Source organism: Aerosakkonema sp. BLCC-F183 (assembly GCF_041929145.1).
Lineage (GTDB): Bacteria > Cyanobacteriota > Cyanobacteriia > Cyanobacteriales > Aerosakkonemataceae > Aerosakkonema.
Genome location: NZ_JBHFNU010000087.1, coordinates 93,812 through 116,868 on the forward strand (window position 1 = coordinate 93,812; position 23,057 = coordinate 116,868).

Consider the following 23,057-nt stretch of genomic DNA (forward strand, 5'->3'; position numbering starts at 1 on the left):
CTTAAATGCTGACGATCGCAGCTACTGATACCGCTACATCTGGAAATGCTAATGGATAAATTGTCCCGTTCGCTAGTGTAGACTTGGAAGCATATTCTCCATCTTCGGGTTCTCGAAATACTATCAACTGTCTTTTCTTGAGGTTGATTACCCAATATTCAGGGATACTAACTTCAGCATAGACTTTACTTTTTATTTGCAAATCTTTGTCCAAGCTAGAACCTGAGTATTCAATTAGACAGAAAACATTTTCCGGGTAAGGGTGATGTTCTAGATATTCGCGCCCCAGTCGTTGTACGATCGCGATATCCGGTTCGGGTTCGGAGTTATTAGGAAGAGTAATGGGTTTAGCGATACGGATAGTAGCTCGATCGCCCAACAATCGGATTAAATATTCGCCAGCTTCACTGCTAAAATAGGCGTGCGGTTCTCCTTCTGGTGGCATTTCTACAATTTCTCCCTTCAGCAGTTCCACGCGCCGATCGTCCAAAATGCCTGCTGCTATCATGCGGTGATACTCGTTTATCGTCCACTTGACTGTAGTTACTGGCATAGCGATCGCTTTTCTCTTTCCGCTTGTATTTCAGATCGTAACTAAAGCTTTGTTATTTTTACATTGTACCCTATGCGATCGCTATCATATATCTACAGGGTTTGGATTGGAGTTTGTGTCTGCTAGAGATATTTTCCACGCAGCGGTAAAGAAGGCTCTTGAGAAGGAACAGTGGATTGTTACCCACGATCCCCTCATAGTAAAGTTTGGCAAAGACAAAGTATCAATTGATTTAGGTGCAGAAAGAATCATCGCAGCCGAAAAAGCAGGAGAAAAGATTGCGATAGAAATCAAAAGCTTTTTGAATGAGTCAGAACTATATGATTACCATGCTGCTTTGGGTCAATTTCTCAATTATCGCTTGGCACTCCAATTCAGCGAACCCGATCGAACCCTGTATTTAGCAATTTCTTTAGAAACGTATCGCTCGCTTTTCAGTCGCGACCTGACTCGTGCTTCAGTCCAACAATATCAAGTTAAATTGATTGTTTACGATCCAATTAATGAGGTGATTGTACAATGGCAAAATTAGAAACATATCGCGAATATATTCAAAATATCCTGATTAAATATGGCAGTTATAAACTTGATGATGAAGAAGTTGAAGTTCAACTAATTTTCGATACAGAACGCGACCATTATCAAATTTTAGATATTGGTTGGGAGGGATACGATCGCATTTACAATTGCGTCATGCACTTGGATATTAAAAACGAAAAAATTTGGATTCAACGCAATACAACGGATATCCAGATAGCGAAAGAATTAGTAGAAATGGGAGTACCGAAAGAGGATATCGTGTTGGGATTGCATCCTCCCTACAAGCGACAGTACACGGAGTATGGCGTAGCTTAGGAATGTAGGCGATCGAAAATAGGCAGGTAGAGGACAATGATACGATTAAAAGTTTGGCAATGGGTCATCTTAGCAACTCCGATCGCAACTATGATCGCTTTCCTATTGGTAGCGGCGGGATTGCAAATTCAGGAGTGGCGGATCAGTTGGATTTGGGCGGTGTTTACTTTGGTGTTCGTCGGTTGGCGGTGGTTGTTGGTAAAATGGACGCAGCCGATGGTGACGCAGATGGAAGCTGTGATGGCGGAAGTTAGCAAAGAACTGGAATCTGCTAAAAGCGACACGATAAATTTACCCGGCGAAAATGACACCATCCATAAGACAGAAATTGTCTTGCAAGAAGTCTTGCAAACTGCACAAAACGATCGCCCAATTTGGGAAGATTGGCCAACTTTTTGGCAGCGATGTCAGGATTTAACGATCGCGATCGCGCATATCTATCATCCGGAAGTAAAATATCCTTTGCTGAACATCTACGTTCCCCAAGCTTACGGATTAATTCGGGGAACTGTGGATGACCTCGATCGGTGGATGCAAAATTTATCTCCCGCCCTCAATCAAGTTACAATTGGACAGGCATACCAAGCTTATGAAGTCTATCGCAGGTTAGAACCGGGAGCGCGTAAATTATGGCAAGCTTGGAATTGGGCGCAATGGATTTTAAACCCGGCGGCGGCGTTGGCGAAAAAAGCGAGTCAGGGTTACACTAATCAAGCAAATCAACAGTTATTAGTGAATTTAAGTCAGCTTTTGCGGGAAGCTGCTTTGCGGAATTTGTGCAAGCAAGCGATCGCACTTTATGGAGGTATCGATTTACCGAAGACAGAATTCGCAGTTTCTACGCCAACATTACCCAAGGCGAAAACGCAAACTCTGCGAGATATCTTAGCAAAAGCAGAACCTGTTGAAGAGGTAGAACAAAAATTAATTAATATCCTGCTGGTGGGTAGAACTGGCGCGGGAAAAAGCAGCTTGATTAATACTTTGTTCCAAGCAGATAAAGCAGCAGTGGATGTTTTACCGAGTACCGATCGCATTCAAAATTATCACTGGCAAACTGAAAGTGGAGAAACTCTTACGCTTTGGGATACTCCCGGTTACGAACAAGTTAAACGGGAAGATTTGCGGGAACAAGTGTTAGAATATGCCAATAATGCAGATTTGTTGCTGTTAGTTACGCCTGCACTAGACCCGGCTTTACAAATGGATGTGGACTTTCTCAAAGATGTGAAGGGGGAAGTCGAAGATTTACCTGCGATCGCAATTGTAACGCAAGTCGATCGCCTGCGTCCGATCCGGGAGTGGCAACCGCCTTATGATTGGGAATGGGGCGATCGACCGAAGGAAATTGCGATTCGAGAAGCTACGCAATATCGGGAAAAGCAATTAGGTGAATACTGCGATTTCGTGTTGCCGATCGTGACTGCGGATAGCAAAACGAATCGGGCGGATTGGGGTGCGGATGCTTTATCTTTGGCATTAGTAGAATCGATTTCTCCCGTCAAACAAATGCGTCTGGCGAGGTTTTTGCAGAACTTAGAAGCACGCACCGTTGCGGCAGCTAAAATTATCGATCGCTATACTTTCCAGATGACAACAACCCAAGGTGTAACTTCGCTGCTTAAAAGTCCGGTTCTCCAGTTCATTTCTACCCTATCAACCGGTTCTCCTACTCTAGCATATGTGCTGGCAGAACAAATTCCAGTGGAACAGTTGCCTGTAGTAATTGGTAAGCTACAAATGGCCTACGATTTGTTTTCGTTGTTGGGTAATGACGATGGTAACAAGCTAAAATTTGACTTGCTATCTTTATGGCCGTTGCTGTTAGAAAAATCTGGTACGCCTGATCGTAATGCTTGGGCGTTCGGTCATGCGCTAGTGGAGTTTTGGACGCAAAATCTGACGATCGAACAACTGCGAGAAAAGTATGAGTACTATAGCAAAGCTAATTAACGATATGCTTGACAAAGCGTTTTCCGGTGAGGATGTAGACGATCATTTCGCCTTTACCTTTGATCGGAATTGTGCCTCGTTCCTCAAACTCAAATTCGTTTTTTAAACGTTCGTAGATAGCGGCGGTTACTTGAATCATTCCCGGAAGTCCATTCGATTCCATACGGGAGGCAATATTGACGGTATCGCCCCAAAGATCGTAGATAAATTTGCTCATCCCAATGACTCCGGCGACTACGGGGCCAATATTGATGCCGATTCGCAGTTGAAACTTGTCTGTACGATTGGCGTTAAATCTGGCGATCGCAGCTTGCATATCTAGCGCCATGAGGGCGATCGCGCTAGCTGAATCTTCGCGGGGTATGGGTACGCCACCAACTACCATGTAGGCATCGCCGATCGTTTTGATCTTCTCCAAGCCGTGTTTTTTTGCTAATAAGTCAAACTCAGAAAAAATCTGGTTGAGCAATTCTACTAACTCTGTAGGATTTTTTTCTGTAGATAATTTTGTAAATCCTACCATATCGGCAAATAGTACGCTGACTTGTTCAAAGCGATCGGCGATGGGATTTTCACCGGCTTTGAGGCGATGAGCGATCGGTTGCGGCAAAATACTCAGTAGCAGTTGTTCTGTCTGTGCTTGTTGAAACTTTAAGGCTTCTTGTACTTGCTTGCGTTCGGTAATATCGGAAACGATGCCTTCATAGTATAGCAGCTTACCCGAACTATTTCGCACCGCACGCGCAGTTTCAGAAATCCAAATCATCTTGCCTTCTTTGCGATATACCATTGATTCAAAACCGGAGACGGAATTATTTGTTTCCATCGCGGCGATAAATTCTTGGCGACGCTTGGGGTCAACATATATCTGTCGGGAAATGTTTTGTATTCTTTGCATCAATTCTAGTGGGGAAGAATAGCCATAAATCCTTGCCAGTGCGGGATTCGCACTCAAGTAGCGTCCTTCTGGTGTGGTTTGATAGATGCCGTCGATCGCATTTTCTACGATACTGTGATAGCGTTCTTGTGCTATTCGCAAAGCTTCTTCTGCCAGCTTGCGATCGCTGATATCTCGCGTCACCAAAATAACTGTATTATCGTTTAACGGAGAAATCGTCACTGCCAACCAAACTTCTTTTTCGTTGATGTTTAAGCTATAATCAAAATTGATAGTCTGTCTAGTCTCTAATGTTTGTTTAATTATATTCAACCAACTGAGAGCAGTTTCAGGTTGAAAAAATTCTTCGATTATGTGGCTGACTAAATCTGTGTCATCCTGATATAAGCGAACCCAATTTGTTGGTAAAATATCCATATTGCCCAGCTGACCTTCTTGAATATCGATCGCCATCACAATATCGGTCATCGCTTCAAATACCGCCCGCATTTTTTCTTCTGAAGCGAGTAACTTGTCCTCCAGAAGCTGACGGGAGTTAATTTCAGATTGAAGTTGTAGGTTTTGCTGGTGGAGTAGATTGGCTTGTTGCTGAAGTTTCTTTTGTAAAGATCGTTGGTTGATTTGATTGGCTACCCGTACCAATACCTCTTCGACTTGGAAGGGTTTGCTAATGTAGTCCGCACCCCCGACTTGAAATGCTTTGACTTTATCTAACCCCTCATTGAGGGCGCTGATAAAAATCACCGGGATTTCGCTTGTTTCTGGGTCAGCTTTAAGTTTTTCGCAAACCTCGTAGCCATTGAGAGAGGGCATGAGAATATCGAGCAAAATTAAATCCGGTAGCCTTGCTTTAGCTACCTGAAGCGCTAAATCTCCATTGTTGACTGGGCGAACATTGTAGCCCTTTTCCCTTAAAATATTGACTAATAGACGCAGGTTGACTGGGGTATCGTCTACTACTAATATTTCTGGATTTAAATTTTCGTCGCTCGCGACACTCATTGGCGTACTCTAATAATGCTAATGCACCATTTTTGAATTTAAAGCATATCTGGCTATTTACATCAATTATCTACGATTAAATTAATAATTTTTTCGTAATCTAACTTAGTGAGATAATATTGAATAAGTTGAGCCATAACAATATTTTCGTTCCGCAGTATATTAACAAGAGCGTTCATCGCGTCTAGGTCGGCAATATCGATAGCCTGTTTCATGTTGGCAACCCATTCGCGGGAAATTTTTGCTTGAGAGGGTTGGTTGTTGATTTGGTCGGCAGAATTAGAACCTTCTGGTTGGCTAAAATTAGATGACTTGGCAGCAGCGATCGCACTGACAATCTTTTGATATTCAAAGTTTTCGGCGTAAGTTCGCAGCGCATGAGCTAAAGCAGTTTCTTGAGATTCAATTTGCTCGATGAGGTTATATATTGTTTCTTCCTCTAGAGTTAAAGAAGCTTCTTCTAATTGTTCCAACCAGGCATGAGGTAGTGTTTTCAAAGCAGAGATATTGATGGATTGGTAAGAATTAGCCTGTGTCGATATTTGGTCTTCTTCATAAACAAACTCTACTCCTAAATGCTCGGCTAATTTCTCGAAAATGACTGACTCTTGAATGGGTTTGCAGACAATATCATCGCAACCCGCCGAGAGCATAATGGGTTTTTGTTCTTTAAAAACACTAGCGGTGAGGGCAATAATTATGGTTTTAGTAGCTGGTGACTGGGAAGTGGGGGAAGCATTATGTAGATTTTCTGCTGCGCTTTTGTTTTCCCGCTTTCCCGCACTCCCGCTCTCCTCACCGGCCCATTTTTGCTGCGCTTTTGCTTTAATTTCTTTGGTAGCTTCGTATCCATCCATCACCGGCATTCGCATATCCATCCAAATTAGGTGAGGTTGGAAGTTTTCCCAAACTTGAATTGCATCTTTACCATTGATTGCTTGTCTAACTTCAAAATCCATACCCAGGAGTAATTGTACTAGCAATTGACGGTTGCTTTCTTTGTCATCCACTACTAAAATACGGTAGCGAGGTTGGTTTGGGGCAAGGGCGATAACGCGGCGATTGTTTTGTTGGGGTTCAATGAAAGTTTTTTCAATTGCGGTGGCTTGAATGTCAAATTGGAAAGTTGTTCCTTTTCCAATTTGAGAGTTTACTTTGATGTCACCGCCTAAAAGTTGGACGTATTTGCGGCTGATTGCTAAACCCAAACCCGTACCTTGTCCGGAAACAATTCCTGCTTGAGTTTGTACAAAGGGATTGAAAATGCTATTGATTTCTTCCGGAACAATGCCAACTCCGGTATCATCTACTACAAACAAAATTCGAGATGTATTCGTTATTGATGGTGATGAATTATCAAGTTTCACCTGCATCGTCACAGTGCCTTTATTTGTGAACTTGATCGCGTTACTGAGAAGGTTAATTAATACTTGACGAAGCTTGAGGCGATCGCTTCTGATAAACTGGGGAACATCCGCCGCAAAATCAAACTTCAACTCTAAGCATTTAGAGTCAGCTTTGAGTAAAAACATTTCTTCTATTTCCCACAGCATTTCCTTCAGGTCGAATTCTGTTTCATTTAAATCGGTGTGTCCGGCTTCAATTTTTGAGATATCTAAAATGTCGTTGATTAAATTGAGTAGATGTTCGCCACTGCGTCCGATAATGGCGATATTTTCTCTTTGTCGATCGTTGAGATTGCTGTCGCGACTTAGCAGTTGTGCAAATCCTAAAATAGCGTTCAGGGGTGTTCGCAACTCGTGGCTCATATTAGCTAAAAAAACGCTTTTAGCTTGGGAAGCTGTAACTGCCGCTTCTTTTGCCAGTAAAAGTTCTGCTGCTGTATTCTTGAGAGCGGTAATATCTTGAATTTGGGTGACAAAATAAAGCGGTTGTTCTCGATTGTCGCGTACCAGAGAAACGCTGAGCAACCCCCAAACAATGCTTGTGTTTTTGTGTAAATAACGTTTTTCTATATGATATGAAATTATTTCTCCATTTAATAAATTTTCTTGCGATTTCCAATCTATATTGATGTCATCTGGATAAGTAATTTCCTCAAAGTTGAACGACAGTAATTCCTGCTTTGAGTAGCCGAGCATTTGGCAAAGTGAAGAATTAACTTGCATAAATTTCCCTGTCGGTGATACCAAACACATTCCGACAGCGGTATGATCGAAAGCTTTACGAAATTTTTGCTCGCTTTGGCGTAATGCGATTTCTGCTTGTTTGCGATCGCTGATATCCAAGACGGTGCCAAAAAGTCGGATAACTTGCCCAGCGGAATTAAAAATCGGCTCTCCGGTTGTCTCAATGTAGCGTAATTGACCGTCGCTTCGCTTAATGCGGAACTCAAATTGGTAAGCTAACCCATCGGCGATAGCGCGAGCGATTGTTGTTTGAAATAGCTCTATATCGTCTGGATAGATCAGCTCATTCAATTCGGTATGGCTTGGTTCCGATCGATCGGGAGCGAATCCAAAAATGCGGAAAGTTTCTTTTGACCAAGTTAATTTATTAGTAAAAATATCGCGTGACCAACTTCCCAGATGGGCAATTCTTTGCGCTTCGGCTAATTGTCGAGAGGTTGTATGCAAACTTTCCACTGTTTTTTTGAGGGCTTCTTCCGTAGCGATGCGAACCTCAATTTCTATTTGCAGTTGTTGATTGCGCTCTTCTAATTCTTGTTTCAGCCTTTGGTTAGCGAGTCGCACTTCTATTCTGGCCAGGACTTCTTCCGGTTGAAACGGTTTGGTAATATAGTCTGCTGCGCCTAGTTTAAACGCTTGCAACAAATCCTCTTTTTCGTTGCTAGCTGTGAGAAAAATAATCGGAATTTCGCACAACTTGGGGTCAGCTTTCAACTTCTGACAAACTTGCAATCCGTTCATTCCCGGCATCATTAAGTCTAGTAAAATTAAGTCGGGTTGGGCAGTTTGCACTCGTTCCAAAGCTTGCTGTCCGCTGGTGGCGAAAGTGGTATCGTAGCCCGCATTTTCCAGCATCTCGCCAATCACTTGCAGATTTTGGCTGATGTCGTCTACAACTAAAATCAAGAAGTCTTGGGAATTAAATTGTGTCATACTAAGGACTGCCTCACCAACGGAAATGCTTCTATTGTCATAGGTAAGTGTGCCCAATCAAAGGTTGATAATTGCGTTTCCAATCTTGTTGCATAGTCTAGCAGGGCAGCACACTGATATTCTGTTGCTAGGCAACGCAGCCGTTCTGCAAAGGCTTGCAATTCCCGTCTTCTCATCGTTTTTCGCAGCTGTTGCCAAGCCGTATTTTCTTCCTGAAGCAGTTTTGAGAGCAATTCGGGCAGTTTTTCTTTAGCTTCCGGGAGCGATTCTGGGACAGCAGATTTCTGATTTCCGCTGTATACATTCTGGTTTTGTGGTAAAATTTTCTGCAATTGCTCCACAAGTTGGGAACGGTTGACGGGTTTAAGCAAGAAACCTTCGCAGAAATTTTGCAGATCTTTGTAATCTTGTCCCATTACAGAAGCAGTGAGAATAATGATAGGGATATTTTGAGTTTTTTCGTCCTGCTTTAAACGACGAGCTGCTGTATCTCCATCCAAATTGGGCATCCGCAAATCCAGCAGAATTACATCGGGATGATGCGTCTGCGCCATCTGAATCCCTTCCAGTCCATCTTTAGCAAACAAAAGTCGGTGTCGAGTCCCTTCAAAGTAGCCTGCAATTAAATCGCGATTGGATTTCACGTCATCCACCACCAGCAGCACGGAAGGTTGAAACTGTTCTAAGTTTGCATTTAACTGAGAGTCGCCAACTGGTTTTGTCATCGAGTCAGTCAGGGTCACATCTGGAAAAACGAAGATAAAAGTACTGCCTTTACCTAATTCGCTTTTCAGTAGCAGGGTTCCTCCCAGCATGGTTGTCAGTCGGCGGGTAATTGCCAATCCTAACCCAGTACCGCCGTACTTGCGGGTGCTTTGTCCTTCGCTTTGGACGAAAGCCTCGAAAATTCGTTGCCGTTGAGCCGGGGCAATACCAATTCCGGTGTCTTGCACGGCTATTTGCAACCAAGCTTTGCGAGTGTTTCTATCTAGGTAAGTTTGGCAGCGCAAGGAAATTTTAACATACCCTTGTTCGGTGAATTTGAGGGCGTTGCCGATCGTGTTGAAGAGTATTTGCCGCAGGCGCACTTCATCAAAAATAATGCCCGTGGGTAGGGTTTCGTCAATTTCTGCAAGTAGGGATAAATTTTTCTCGCTAGCTTTCTGGGAGAAAATTTGCAGAACTTCCTCAACTAATGCCCGCAAATCTAGGGGGTCGTATTTCAGTTCTAGTTTGCCTGCTTCAATTTTGGAGAGATCGAGGATATCATTTATTAAGTCTAGGAGAGCTTTGCCGCTAGCAGAGATCGACTCGACATAAGTGCGTTGTTTTGGTTCGGTAACGAGTCCTTGCAGCAAGTCGCAAAAACCCAGGATGGCATTCATGGGTGTACGAATTTCGTGACTCATGTTGGCAAGGAATTCGCTTTTGGCGCGGTTGGCAATTTGAGCGCGGTTGGCAGCTTTTTCTAAGGCGGCTTGCGAAACTTCTAATAAAGCTAGCATCAGGGTGTTTCTCAGTTCGAGGGCGGCATCTATTTCTAATGGATTCCAGACTAAAGATTTGCCAATTACTGTTTCTTTCCACAAAGCAAAAGATTTGCGGGGAGACAGGCGCAATCCGCCATTTTCTTCTAATGTTACAGTTTGGTTCGGATTGCCTCCCCAGTTTACTGTTTGAATGATTTCCGGCCTAAACCAAACTACTTGATAGCAAGTGCGATCGAGAAAAATAGAAATTGCCAGTAAGCCGCTCACTTGCTCTTTGTATTCCTCAGCTTGGGGATAAATTTTCGCCAAACTATCGGTGTAAAAAACTTCTTCTTTATGGTGCTGACGAAGCCAATTTAGCAAATTTTGGACGGTTTCTTTGGCTGGAGCTTTGCCAATGAGCGTAATTTCATCTTGTAGATAGATAACTGCTCCTTGTGCATTGACTAATTCTAATAATAATTCTTCCGTTTGAGATAAAAAGCAATCTACATTTATTTCTTTGGCTAAGCTTTTTTTGATTTCTTGTTGAATGCGTTTAACTTTTTCAGAATATATAACCCATTCTTTTTGTTGCTTTTTAAATAGTTCAATCGACATAAATTGTCCGAGCAGTTCGCAAGCTTTACGAGTTTCGTAATCAACGTATTTCGGTTGATAATGATGACATACAATTAAACCCCAAAGTTTGCTTTCATTGATGAGAGAAATACAAAGTGAAGCGGTAACTCCCATGTTTTGTAAATACTCAATATGAATGGGGGAAACGCTTCTGAGGATAGAGCTACTTAAATCTAATGGTCGATCCGTGAGGGGGTTATTGGTTGGCATAATTTGCACGGGTTGATAATTGATATCAACAATAATTCGCAACCAATTTTGGAAATATAATTTTCTGGCTTGTTTGGGAATATCTGTAGCTGGATAATGCAAACCCAAGTAAGCTTCTAACTCCGGTTTTTTGTCTTCCGCAATAACGATGCCACTATCGTCGGATTCAAAGCGGTAAATCATGACGCGATCGTATCCGGTCATTTGGCGTAGTTCTCGCACAAGTATGTCTGTTGATTCCTGGAAGCTGGCTGCATTTGATATCTTGGCGATAGAGGTTTTGAGCAAATGATAAAAACTAACTGGATAATTTTGCTTTAAGGAAATTTTCTGTTCTAATTCCAGAATTAATACTCCATCCGAACGATGGATAATCCCTTCAAATAGCAAAGGCGAGCCGAGAAAATTAACTGTAAACTGGAGCGGGTTAAAATATTCTAAATTTTCTTGGGATATGCAATGGTATAGCAAATCTATTTCTTGACGACTAAATAAAATATCTAGGTCTTGTCCGAGCAGAGATTCAGCAGTAATGCCGAAAAATTGTTCTGTATTTTGACTAACCTGTAAAATTTTTAATTGCGGGTCTTGCAGCACTAGGAGAATTCCATGAGGCTGAATTTTACCCGGAGTGCGGATGGGTTCGGTTTCGCAATTGCTTAAATCTATTAGTTGGTTGTTAATAAATTCCATTTCCTGCATGATTTCACTCAACCTTTTTGCTGACATTGGCGCTTCTTAAATTTTCTAACTCTTGGGCTAATAGGAGTTGCTCCTGAAGAGATTCTCTCAGCTGCTCGCGCAGATACTTTAATTCCAAGTGCGTCCGAACTCTGGCTAGCAGTTCGGGCTTTTTAAAGGGTTTGGTAACGTAATCGACTGCCCCCATATCAAAAGCTTGCAGTAAATGCTCCTCTTCGTTACTGGCAGTTAGGAAGACGATCGGCAGTTCTGCTAGTGCTGGATTTGCTTTCAGTTTAGAGCAAACTTCCAGTCCGTTCATCCCCGGCATCATCAAATCTAGTAGAATCAGGTCGGGTTGGGCGGTTTGGACTCGTTCCAGAGCTTGCTTTCCGCTGGTGGCAAAGGTGGTTTCGTAGCCCAAATCTTCCAGCATCTCGCCAATTACTTGCAGATTCTGGCTGATGTCATCTACAACTAAAATTAGGAAATGTTCTGGGTAGAAAGGTTTCATAATAAATGCCTTATTTGGGGAATTATTTTATTGCCTTGGGTAAGCGATCGCAGTCAAAAGCAGTAAGCTGGGTTTCTAGGGTAGTGGGGTAGTGGAAGAGTAGCTGACATTAGTATGGGATTGTATTTATTTTTCAATGGTTTTGAGCGTTTTTGAGCCTATGTTTGCTTGGTTTGATGGATGGGTATTTCAATAGCGAATTCCGAGCCCTCTTTGGAAGAGGAAGAACAGGTTAGTTTACCTCCATGTTTTTGGACAATAATTTGATAGCTAATCGACAATCCCAATCCCGTGCCTTTGCCAGGGGCTTTGGTGGTAAAAAATGGGTCGAACAAACGCGATCGCATCGACTCTGGAATGCCGGGGCCATTGTCTGCAATGCGAATTTTTATAGTATTGGCGGCTATTAATTCTGTGGTAATACGGATAGTAGGGTGTCGGTAGAGGGTAGTATTTAGTGGGTTACATTCAGAGGAATTACCCAGATCTAAAGCGTCGATCGCATTATTCAGCAGGTGCATCAAAACTTGGTTAATTTCACTTGGAGAACAAGTCACTTTGGGCAAATTTGCGTACTCTTTGATCACTTTAATTTCGGGACGAATTACTTCGTTCTTTGGCGAAATTTGAGAATTGAGTCGGTGCTGCAACATTAGCAGGGTGCTGTCGATCCCTTCATGAATATCCACCGACTTCATTTCAGCTTCGTCTAACCTAGAAAAGTTGCGAAGAGAAAGTACGAGTTGCCGGATGCGATCGGCTCCTCTGTGCATACCTTCCATGAGGCTTTGCGCGTCCTTTATTAAAAAAGACAGGTCTATATCATCAATTATGCGGTCGATTTTTGGTGTGGGATTGGGATATTCCTGCTGATATATTTCAATCAGCTTTAGTAAGTTTTGCACATATTCGTTGGCATAGTTGAGATTGGCATAAATAAAATTAATTGGGTTGTTAATTTCATGAGCAATCCCTGCTACCAATTGCCCCAGAGCTACCATTTTTTCGTTTTGGATTAATTGGACTTGAGCTTGTTGAAGTTCGCTTAAAGCTTGTTCGAGTTGCTCCTTTTGCATTCGCAATAATGCTTCTGTTTGCAGTTTCTGAACCTCTGCTTGCTTGCGATCGGAAATATCGCGCACGAGCGCCAGTACTTCATTTTGGCCTGTCTTGACAAATCTCACTTCATAAGCGTGCCAAATGCCATCGATTTGTTGCACGTACTCGCCAATTTGCATGGTAGATGCGAGCAGAGTTTGCTGGACGTAGTGCATTACCCAGACACTCAAGTCTTCGCACAAAACATCAGATATATTTTTACTAACCAAACTATTTTGTGGGCCGATCGCATCAGGTATGGGGAAAGCTATCCCATTTTCAATTAATAATTTGTGTGAAGATGTTTGCGTTATAGCAACTTCTTTAGCTATGCGATAGTCCAAAAAAATACCATCATATCCGATGCGAAACATTAAATCTGGAATCGCATCGAGTAGGGCGCGATTTTTGGCTTCGCTCAATTCTAAAGCCTCCTGAGCTTTGCGGCGCTCTAAAATTTCTTCCCGCAGTATAATATTTTGTTCCTCAAGTTGTAGTTGCAGCGATCGCAGTTTAAGCTGATTGCCAATTCGCGATAAAACTTCTGCTTCCTGAAAAGGTTTGCTAATGTAGTCTATTCCTCCCACATCAAAAGCTTTTACCTTATCTAAAACATCATCCAAAGCACTGATAAAAATGACGGGAACTCCGCGAGTTTTTTCATTGGCTTTCAGACGTTGACAAACTTCATATCCATTCATCATGGGCATATTTATATCAAGCAGAATTATGTCTGGCAAAGCCTTTTGACAAGCAACTAAGGCTAATTCGCCGTTCAATGCTTTGCGAACTGTGTATCCCTGCTCGGTGAGCATTGCCGATAAAAGGCGTAAGTTATCAGGCGTATCATCGACAACCAAAATATTGCTTTTATAAGTATTGGTACGCTCGTCATTCATTTTAGTATCTCCGTCACCTGTTAATTTGTATAATCATAGTACAAAATAAAACTTGCGCGTTTAATGTGTTTATTTTAAATCCTCGAATATATAATAGCTTTGATAAACTTCACGGGGCTCTTTGGTAGGGGAGTCTTCTGTGTCAGCCATAAAAAAATCGGTTGTGTAGGTGCAGTATCGATCGCGTCCCTGTTGTTTAGCTTGATAAAGAGCTCGATCGGTCTTAGCGATTAAAGTTTCTGGAGATTCTTGATAATTTCCGACTAGGCTACAGATGCCCATGCTTAGTGTAATATAATTGCTCACAGAAGAAAAGCAGTGGATAATCTTTAGCTTTTCCATCTCTAACTGGATATTTTTAGCTATAGATATGGCTCCGTAAATATCTGTGTGAGGCAAAATCGAAACAAACTCTTCTCCTCCGTAACGCGCCACTAAATCTGTCGGACGCTTTACCGCATTGCTAATAGCTTTGGCAACCTCCTTTAAACAAAAATCTCCTGCTAGATGTCCGTAATTATCGTTGTAGGATTTAAAAAAATCGATATCGCACAAAATCAATGATAGAGGTGTTTTATCTCTTGCCGAGCGGTGCCACTCTATTTGTAAATATTCATCAAAGTGGCGACGGTTGGCCAGTTCAGTCAAGCTGTCCGAACAAGCCAAACGGTGTAATTTTTCGTTTGCTTCTTGTAAAGCTGACTCGGCACTTCGCCGTCTCTCTATTTCCTCAAGCAGCAGAGCATTTTGCTGTTTTAGTTGTTTTTGCAATTTTTGAACCGTAAGTTGATTTTCCACTCTTGCCACCACTTCTTCAATATGAAATGGCTTAGTAATATAGTCGGCACCACCGACATCAAAAGCTTTTACTTTGTCCAGCACATCATCCAAAACGCTAATAAAAATCACGGGGATATCGCAAGTTTTTTCATTTGCTTTCAAAGCAGCACAAACTTCATAGCCGTTCATATCGGGCATATTTACATCGAGTAAAATTATGTCTGGCAGTATCTTGTGGCAAGCACTTATAGCTACTTGACCGCTCAAAGCTTTGCGAACGCCATAGCCCCGATTCTGTAGCATAGATGACAGCAGGCGCAGGTTATCTGGCGTATCGTCAACCACAAGAATCTTACTTTTGGGTAGTGCGTTTAAATTTTTACTCATTGTGAGGGTATGGTGAAGTAAAAAGTTGTGCCCTTGTTTACCTGCGATTCCACCCATATGCTTCCGCCGTGACGTTCAACTATTTTTTTGCAGATAGTCATACCAATGCCATTACCTGGGTATTCTCTATAAGAGTGCAGGCGTTGAAAAATTTCAAAAATGCGTTCAAAGTACTGAGGTTCTATACCAATACCATTATCCTGGACTCCAAAAAGCCATTCACTGCTGTTTTTTAATTGAGCCGAAATTTTTATTTCCGGTATAACTTGAGGACGGCGAAACTTAATACCATTGCTAATTAGATTTTGGAAAAGGCTGATCAGTTGTGTGCGATCGCCCATTAGTTTTGGTAATGGCGAATAGGTAATAGTGGCACCGCTTGAGTTAATTTCTTCACGCAAATTATCTAGGGCTTCTTCTAGTACGTTTTGGCAATCAGTCAATTCAAGCTCTTGTGTTTCCTTTTCTAACTTGGAATAATCTAGTAAGTCGTCAATTAGCCGCTTCATCCTCCAAGCCGCATTTACGATATGTTCTAAGTATCGCTTATGGTCTGGAGCGAAATCTTTTTCGTATTTACAGCCAATCAGCTGCGTATAACCAATAATCGATTGTAGAGGTGATTTGAGATCGTGAGAAGCGATGTAGGCAAATTGTTCTAGTTCGGCGTTGGCTATTCGCAATTCTTCATTTAATTTTTGCAACTGTAGATTTTGATCGGTAAGTGCGTTATATAGCTGGCGAATAGTCAGTTGATTTGTCACGCGAGCTAACACTTCTTTAACTTCAAATGGTTTGGTTATGTAGTCCGCACCACCGCTATTAAAAGCTTTTACTTTGTCCAGTACATCATCAAGAGCGCTGATAAAAATTATAGGTATATGGCGGGTTTTTTCATTTTCTTTAAAATATTTGCAAAGTTGATACCCGTCCATATTTGGCATCATAATATCGAGTAAAATTAGGTCTGGCAATATTTTTTGACAAGCGTTTATAGCTATTTTTCCGTCTAACGCTTTCCGAACTATATATCCATTTTGTGTCAGGATTGATGATAAAACTCGCAGATTATTTGGACAATCATCAACTACTAAAATGTTGACTTTGTGAGAGTAGATTAATTTATTTCTCAATGTATTTTCTTCGATCGTACTTTCCATAACGCTCACCATTGGGGGTCTGCTGCTAGCAATTCTAAAACCAATTTACTATCCAAAGGTTGAGAAAATAAATAGCCCTGACCAAAATCGCACCCTAAACTTCTCAGTTGTGCTAACTGAGCGGGAGTTTCTACACCTTCAGCGATCGCACTCAGCTTCATTGTATGGGCCATACAGATAATCATGGGAACCAGTCCCATATTATTTGTATTTTTATCCATCAGTTTTACGAAAGACTGGTCAATTTTGAGCGTATTTAAGGGAAAGGTGTGCAGGTAACTCAATGAAGAGTAGCCAGTGCCGAAGTCATCAATACTTAATTGAATTTGACGCCTCCTGATTTCTGCTAAAATTTTGTTAGCTTCTTCGCTATTTTCCATAATAGCGCTTTCTGTGATTTCAAACTTTAAACTTTCCGGATTCAGTTGCGTTTTGTGAAGAATTTTATCAATTCTTTCAAGTAAATTAGGATGCGAAAATAGTCGCCTCGAAAGATTGACGCTAATAGTTAAGATTTCCTTAGCAGGGCAAGTTTTCTGCCAGATAAGTAGTTGATGGCAAGCTGACTGCAATACCCAAGTGTCAATATCGGCAATCAATCCCGTTTCTTCCGCTAGGGGAATAAATTCTGCGGGAGAAACCATACCGCGAGTAGGGTGCTGCCAGCGCACAAGAGCTTCAAATCCAGCAATTTTTCCATTAGTTAGAGAAATAATAGGCTGATAGTAAACAATAAATTCCTCGCGTTGGATGGCCCTTCGCAAGTCGTTTTCTAGCTGTAGAACTCGGATAGCCTGCTGGTGCATATCTGGGTCAAAAACGTGATATCGAGCTTTTCCTAATGCCTTGGCACGATACATCGCCGTGTCGGCATCTCGCAGCAAATATTCTGGCTTATCGTAAGAAATATTGCTGAGAGCAATCCCAATACTGACATTAATAAATACTTCGTATCTGGATAGTTGAAAGGGGTTTGATAATTCTTTCAGAATTCTATCAGCAACAAGCGTAGCCATTTTTACATTTGAAATATTTTCAATAAGAATAGCAAATTCGTCGCCGCCCAATCGCGCTAAAGTATCAACCGGATTAAGAGATTTTTCCAGTCTGCGAGAGATCGCAATGAGCAGTTCATCGCCTACTAAATGACCGAGAGAATCGTTGATAAATTTGAAACGATCGCAATCCAAAAATAGCACGGCAAATTGACAATCGGACTCTGACTTAGCGCGGTTGAGAGCTTCTGACAAACACTCCATGAATAAAGCTCGATTCGGCAAGTTAGTCAGGGGATCGTGTAGCGCCATTTGCAGCAATTGACTTTGTAGTTGCTTGCGCTCTAATATCTCTCGTTTCAATTCTTCATTAGCTTTTTTTAGCTGACTGGTACGCTCTCGTACCCGTTGTTCGAGTTCGACATTTATATTCATTATTTTGATCTCTGCTTCCCTCATCACCAATTGATTTTGAACGCGGACAATAACTTCTTCAAAATGAAACGGTTTGGTAATATAGTCAACACCCCCGACATTAAAAGCTTTTACTTTGTCAAAAGCATCATTTAAGGCACTCAAGAAAATTACTGGAATCTTACAAGTTTCCTCCGCCGCTTTTAACCGCTGACAAACTTCATAGCCGTCCATATCTGGCATCATAATGTCCAGTAATATCAAGTCCGGTAATAATTTTTGACAAGAAGAGAGAGCAATATGCCCGTTTAATGCCTTGCGAACGTTGAACCCCTGCTCCGTCAGAATCTTAGCTAAAAAGCGCAAATTTGCTGGCGTATCGTCAACAATGAGAATATCTTTTCGTGGCAAGTTAAATTGTTTGTTATTCATTGTTCATCCTGTTGAGTTAATTGCATAATTTTTTCAAATTGGAAGTTATTAGCCAGTTCGGCAAAGCTCTCCGCTAAAGCCGCATTTTCTGGTGGAACTTGAGCTAACAATGCCAAAATGATATCATCGCTGCATTCAGCCGCGCCATCGTGTACCTGTTTCACCCACTCAACTGGCATTTGAGACAATATATGCACTAAATCGGCTTCTGTAAAAATTGCTTTCGTTTTTTCAGCAGATGTTTCTTTATCAACCTTTTCTTCTGCGTAAACATAGCGAACTCCTAAGTGTACGCTAATTTTTTCTAATAAAACTTCCGCTTCGAATGGCTTGTGAACTAAATCATCGCACCCCACAGCTAATATCTTCTGTCGCTGTTCCTCAAAGGCACTGGCAGTCAAAGCAATAATTACAGTCATTTTTTCTTTTTCATTTGTCATATGTGCTGTTTTTGATGACTCTCGATCGATGCGCGATGACTCCCTAGTCTTAATTTCTTTAGTAGCTTCATAACCATCCATTTTCGGCATCCGCATATCCATAAATATCAGGTGCGGTTTCCAGCTAGACCATACCGTAATTGCCTCGATCCCATTAGAAGCTTCGCGCACAGAAAAGCCTATTGATGTAAAGAATTCGATCAGCACTAAACGACTTTCTCTGGCGTCATCTACTACCAAGATGCGATATTCAGGTTGGTCGGGTGCTAAACCAATTACCTTGCGCTTACTATGGTTTCGCTCACTATCAGCAGCATCAGCTAAGTTTATCTCTATATCAAAAGAAAATATGCTTCCTTTTCCCAGGACACTGGTAACTCTAATATCTCCTCCCATCATTTGGGCGTATTTGCGGCTAATAGCTAAACCCAATCCGGTTCCTTGTTGAGATTTTCGACCAGTTTCTGTCTGCCCGAAAGCTTCAAATAACATATGAATTTCTTCAGGAGCAATGCCAGGGCCTGTGTCTTCCACCTCAAATAAAAGCCGGTAAATTTGAGGGCAATATACCGGATTTTTACCTTCATTATCTCTTCCACTTTCCCTAGCGCAGTTTTCTGTTTTTACGCGCAACGCGACGCTACCTTTCGCCGTAAATTTGATAGCATTTCCCAGGAGATTGAGCAAAATTTGACGTAGCTTACCTTCGTCTGTTTGTACATATTGAGGAAGATTGTTTTCGTATTCAAAGGTAAGTTGCAAGCCTTTGGAAGAAGCTTTTAACAGCATCATATTCTCCAAATTGTTCAGCATATAAAGCAAGTCAAAGTTGCTTTGATTGATTGTGGTTCTGCCTGCCTCAATTTTGGACATTTCTAAAATGTCATTGATTAATGACAATAAATGTTCCCCAGCACGATTAATAATTTCTAAGCTCTTTTGATGTTCGGTGGATAGGTCACTGTCGCGGCTCATCACTTGGGTAAAGCCGAGTATGGCATTGAGCGGCGTCCTCAATTCGTGGCTCATATTAGCGAGAAATTCGCTTTTGGCACGATTAGCTGCATCTGCTGCTAATAAAGCTTGTTGTAGTGCAGCCGACTGTCTTTTAGTTTGTTCTAGTAATTCGGCTTGCTGCAAAGCTATGCCCAACTGACTGCCAATTTGAACGACTACATTAATTTCTGTTTTTTTCCATTGGCGGGAGCTGCTATTTTGATAAGTGGCGAGTAATCCCCAAAGTTGTGTGCCGCAGAAGATAGGTACAATTATGTAAGCTCTGGCTTGAAATTGCTCCAAGAAATTGATGTAACAATCGCTAAATCCAGCCGTATAGATGTCTTCAGCAATTAGGTAAGATAAACCTTCGTTGAAGGCACCACCTCTTGTTTGAGTGATGTAACTATCCTGCACGATATCGGGAACAAAGCCTAATTTTTTGAGAGTGCAAGTTTCGGCTGCAATAAAATTACTTGTAAAATAGGAATTATGGTTTTGTTCTTGGACTAAAGAACTCCAGGTAGTTGACAGGGACTCGGAAACAAACTCGCCACTCCAGTCAGTATGGAAGCGATAGATGACGACGCGATCGCAGTTGATCGCTAGCTGCAATTCTTGAGTTGTAGCAGCGAATATCGTTTCCATATCCAAAGTTTGGCGCATCCTTTGAATGATTTGGGAGATCGCTCTTTCTCGTTCCGCACTTTCTCGCAATGCTTCCTCTGCCAGCTTGCGTTCGGTGATGTCGGCGAGAGTACCGGTGACTCGGTAAGTTTTACCAAAGGAGTCACGCACGCATTTAGCTTTTGTCTCGACCCATACCCATCGACCATCTTTGTGTTTGATGCGATAGATCTTTTGAAAAATGGGAGCTTTGCCTTTTATGTGATCTTGAAGAGCGTTCATAGTACTCTGTAAGTCATCTGGATGCACCTTATTTGACCAGGTACTGAACAGATACGGCAGTTCTCCTTCGCGATAGCCGAGAATTTGCAGCCAAACAGGAGAATAATAGACTTTGTTTGTTCTTAAATTCCAATCCCAAATTCCATCATTAGTGCCGGATACTGCTAGATAAAAGCGTTCTTCGCTCTCTTTTAATGCTGCTTCTGCTAACTTGCGATCGCTAATATCTGTAATCGTGCCAACATAGCCTTTAATTTCGCCATCATCCCCTATTTCTGGGACTGCTTGACCGATTACCCAGGCAATTTTGCCATCCGGACGGACAAAACGATATTCAGACTTAAACGGCACTCTAGCTTCGGCAGCAAAAGCCCATTCGGTAAAGATCCGATCGCGATCTTCTGGATGTAAAATACTCGCCCACCCCATGCCGTATCCTTCTTTTACGGATAGTCCGGTAATTTCGCTCCAGCGCTGATTAACATACAGAAAATTGCTATCAGCATCGGCGTGGAATATACAAACTGGGGAAGCTTCTGCTAAAGTTTGATACCGCCGCTGACTTTCGCGTAACGCAATTTCTGCTTGTTTGCGATCGGTGATGTCTGTCCAATAACCAACGCACTCAATCGGATTACCTGCTTCATCTTGGATCGATTTAACTTGGTCGTAAACCCAACGGTAAGTTCCGTTTTTATGCAGAAAGCGGTATTCAATCGAATGAAACCCATCTAGAAATAGGTGTTTTGCTAATTCGACAAGAACGCGCTTAATATCTTCCGGGTGAATGCGGGTTGTCCAGAAACTTGAATCTTCTAGAAATTCTTCTGCTTGGTAACCCAGCATTGCCTCTACGTTGCTGCTGATAAAAGTAGTTGCCAAATCTTCTGTCGGTTTGCGGCTATAAATCGAAGCTGGGCTGGAAGTGAGCAAATGTTGCAGGCGTTCTGTTGCTAGGAGTAATTCTAATTCTGTTTGCTTGCGATCGCTGATATCGAAAAGCACTCCTTCTAAGCAGATAATTTTGCTCTTTGCATCGAAAATACCTCGGCCTTTTTCGTAAACCCAAGCAATGCTGCCATCGCCTCGCACGATTCTATACTCATTCATGAAAGGCTGTTTATTTTTGATAGCCTCGCGCACAATATCCTCGACGCTCTGTCTATCTTCGGGATGAATAATGCTGGCAAAACTTCGCACTTTATTGGCAATAAATTCACTTGATGGATAGCCAGAAATTTCTAAAATAGCATCGCTGATAAACTCCATTGTCAAGTTAGAATCGCAAGCACAGCGGTAAACAACGCCTTGAATATTCGATACTAAAGTTCTGTATCGTTCTTCTCTTTCTTGCAGTTCTGACTCTGCTTGTTTGCGTTCCAGTTCGGCTCCCGCACGAGCGGCAAAAATTTGTAAAATTAATTCTTTATCCGGAGTGCAATCGATCGGCTCCGTATCCATCACTGCCAAATGGCCTATGATATTTCCGTTAGAATCTACAAACGGAATTCCCACAAAGCTTTCTATACCTAGCTCCGCTAAAGTTATATCTTCGGGAAAGAGCGCTTGCACGCCCGAATGGTAGTAGCAAGTTATCCCACCTAAAACTTTTTCGCAAGGAGTATTTGCAATTTCGTACTCAATATTTTCATCCCATGTTTCTTCATTCCAGAATGCCAAACTACGAGCTATAGTCTTGTCATTATCGGCAAATTCGGTAATGAGGGCGTAACGAACTTGCAGCACCTCAGCGAGATAACGAACGCAGCTGCGAAAAAATTCCCTGCCGGTAGCCGAAGCAGTTCCCTCGAAGATTAATCGTAGCGCTTCTTCCCGGTGTTTGCGATCGCTGATATCGTAACACGACCCGATAAAGCCAGCAAAATTACCTTCAATATCGTTAAAGGGTCTGCCGAAATTAACTATCCATCGGTACTCGCCGTCGCTGCGCCGCAAGCGATATTCTGTCTCAAATGGCTGACGATACTCCAATGCCTGAAGGTATATTCTCAGACAGAACTCTCGATCGTCAGGATGAATTCCTTGTGTCCATCCATCTCCCCATTCTTGCGACGCGGTTCGACCCGTAAAACTCAGCCAAGCTTCGTTGAAGTAATTACAGTTGCCGTATCGATCCGATTGCCATATTAGTGTTGGAAAAGACTGAAATAACGTTAAGTAAAAATCTCGCGATTTGGCCAATGCCGTTTCTGTATCTTTGCGATTGCGGATTTCCTGTTGCAAGCGAGCATTTTGCTTCTTTAATTGCCTTTGTAACCTTTGTATCGTCAGTTGATTCTCAATCCTAGCTAAAATTTCTTCGGCTTGAAATGGCTTAGTAATGTAGTCTACTGCACCTTCCTGAAAAGCTTTTACTTTTTCTGTTACATCTTCTAAAACGCTAACAAATATTACAGGTATTTCCTTAGTTTTTTTATTAGCTTTCAACTTTTTGCACACTTCATAGCCATTCATTTCCGGCATTACAATGTCGAGCAAAATCAAGTCGGGCGGAGAATCGAACGCTGCATTCAATGCTAGCTGCCCGCAAATAGCTCTTTGAACCTTATAACCTTGCGATATTAATATATTGGATAAAAAACGGAGATTTGCTGGTTGGTCGTCAACTATTAAAATTTTGGCTTGCTTGTTATTAAACACCGACATTAACAACTCCATTATTGCTA

13 protein-coding genes are annotated in these 23,057 nt (G+C 42.0%); 3 read left to right on the forward strand and 10 right to left on the reverse strand.

Going from position 1 to position 23,057, the window contains the following annotated elements; genetic code table 11:
* Position 1 precedes the first annotated feature (1 nt).
* Positions 2–553 carry a Uma2 family endonuclease gene (locus ACE1CD_RS25425; protein WP_374826646.1) on the reverse strand — a complete coding sequence of 184 codons (552 nt, stop codon included), beginning with the start codon at positions 551–553 and terminating at the stop codon, positions 2–4.
* A gap of 115 nt (positions 554–668) precedes the next feature.
* Here ACE1CD_RS25425 and ACE1CD_RS25430 point away from each other — a divergent pair, with 115 nt between their 5' ends.
* The 3 genes from ACE1CD_RS25430 to ACE1CD_RS25440 are packed head-to-tail and all read left to right on the forward strand — an operon-like array spanning position 669 to position 3,361.
* Positions 669–1,085 carry a XisH family protein gene (locus ACE1CD_RS25430; protein WP_374793440.1) on the forward strand — a complete coding sequence of 139 codons (417 nt, stop codon included), beginning with the start codon at positions 669–671 and terminating at the stop codon, positions 1,083–1,085.
* On the forward strand, positions 1,073–1,408 hold the full coding sequence (locus ACE1CD_RS25435; protein WP_374826647.1) for a XisI protein: 336 nt from the start codon (positions 1,073–1,075) through the stop codon (positions 1,406–1,408). The genes ACE1CD_RS25430 and ACE1CD_RS25435 overlap by 13 nt, the downstream gene beginning before the upstream one ends.
* 36 nt (positions 1,409–1,444) lie before the next feature.
* Positions 1,445–3,361 carry a GTPase family protein gene (locus ACE1CD_RS25440; protein ID WP_374826648.1) on the forward strand — a complete coding sequence of 639 codons (1,917 nt, stop codon included), beginning with the start codon at positions 1,445–1,447 and terminating at the stop codon, positions 3,359–3,361.
* On the opposite strand, the gene ACE1CD_RS25445 is transcribed toward ACE1CD_RS25440, so the two are convergent.
* From ACE1CD_RS25445 to ACE1CD_RS25485, 9 genes are all read right to left on the reverse strand, one after another.
* Entirely contained in the window at positions 3,354–5,261 is a 1,908-nt protein-coding gene (locus ACE1CD_RS25445) for an adenylate/guanylate cyclase domain-containing protein (protein WP_374792738.1), read from the reverse strand. The two genes, ACE1CD_RS25440 and ACE1CD_RS25445, sit on opposite strands and share 8 nt — an antisense overlap.
* 62 nt (positions 5,262–5,323) lie before the next feature.
* Complete coding sequence (locus ACE1CD_RS25450) at positions 5,324–8,344, reverse strand: response regulator (RefSeq protein WP_374826649.1); 3,021 nt, start codon at positions 8,342–8,344, stop codon at positions 5,324–5,326.
* Positions 8,341–11,394, reverse strand: coding sequence for an ATP-binding protein (locus ACE1CD_RS25455; RefSeq protein WP_374826650.1), 3,054 nt, complete (start codon positions 11,392–11,394; stop codon positions 8,341–8,343). The genes ACE1CD_RS25450 and ACE1CD_RS25455 overlap by 4 nt, the downstream gene beginning before the upstream one ends.
* Positions 11,372–11,860: a response regulator gene (locus tag ACE1CD_RS25460; protein ID WP_374826651.1), complete on the reverse strand. Its 489-nt coding sequence runs from the start codon at positions 11,858–11,860 to the stop codon at positions 11,372–11,374. Before ACE1CD_RS25460 ends, ACE1CD_RS25455 begins: the two co-directional genes overlap by 23 nt.
* Positions 11,861–12,018: 158 nt before the next feature.
* Entirely contained in the window at positions 12,019–13,857 is a 1,839-nt protein-coding gene (locus tag ACE1CD_RS25465) for a response regulator (RefSeq protein WP_374826652.1), read from the reverse strand.
* A gap of 69 nt (positions 13,858–13,926) precedes the next feature.
* Complete coding sequence (locus ACE1CD_RS25470) at positions 13,927–15,024, reverse strand: diguanylate cyclase domain-containing protein (RefSeq protein WP_374826653.1); 1,098 nt, start codon at positions 15,022–15,024, stop codon at positions 13,927–13,929.
* Entirely contained in the window at positions 15,021–16,196 is a 1,176-nt protein-coding gene (locus ACE1CD_RS25475; RefSeq protein ID WP_374792750.1) for a response regulator, read from the reverse strand. Before ACE1CD_RS25475 ends, ACE1CD_RS25470 begins: the two co-directional genes overlap by 4 nt.
* Positions 16,190–18,025: an EAL domain-containing protein gene (locus tag ACE1CD_RS25480; protein WP_374792752.1), complete on the reverse strand. Its 1,836-nt coding sequence runs from the start codon at positions 18,023–18,025 to the stop codon at positions 16,190–16,192. Before ACE1CD_RS25480 ends, ACE1CD_RS25475 begins: the two co-directional genes overlap by 7 nt.
* Complete coding sequence (locus ACE1CD_RS25485; protein ID WP_374826654.1) at positions 18,022–23,049, reverse strand: PAS domain-containing protein; 5,028 nt, start codon at positions 23,047–23,049, stop codon at positions 18,022–18,024. Before ACE1CD_RS25485 ends, ACE1CD_RS25480 begins: the two co-directional genes overlap by 4 nt.
* Positions 23,050–23,057: the final 8 nt, after the last annotated feature.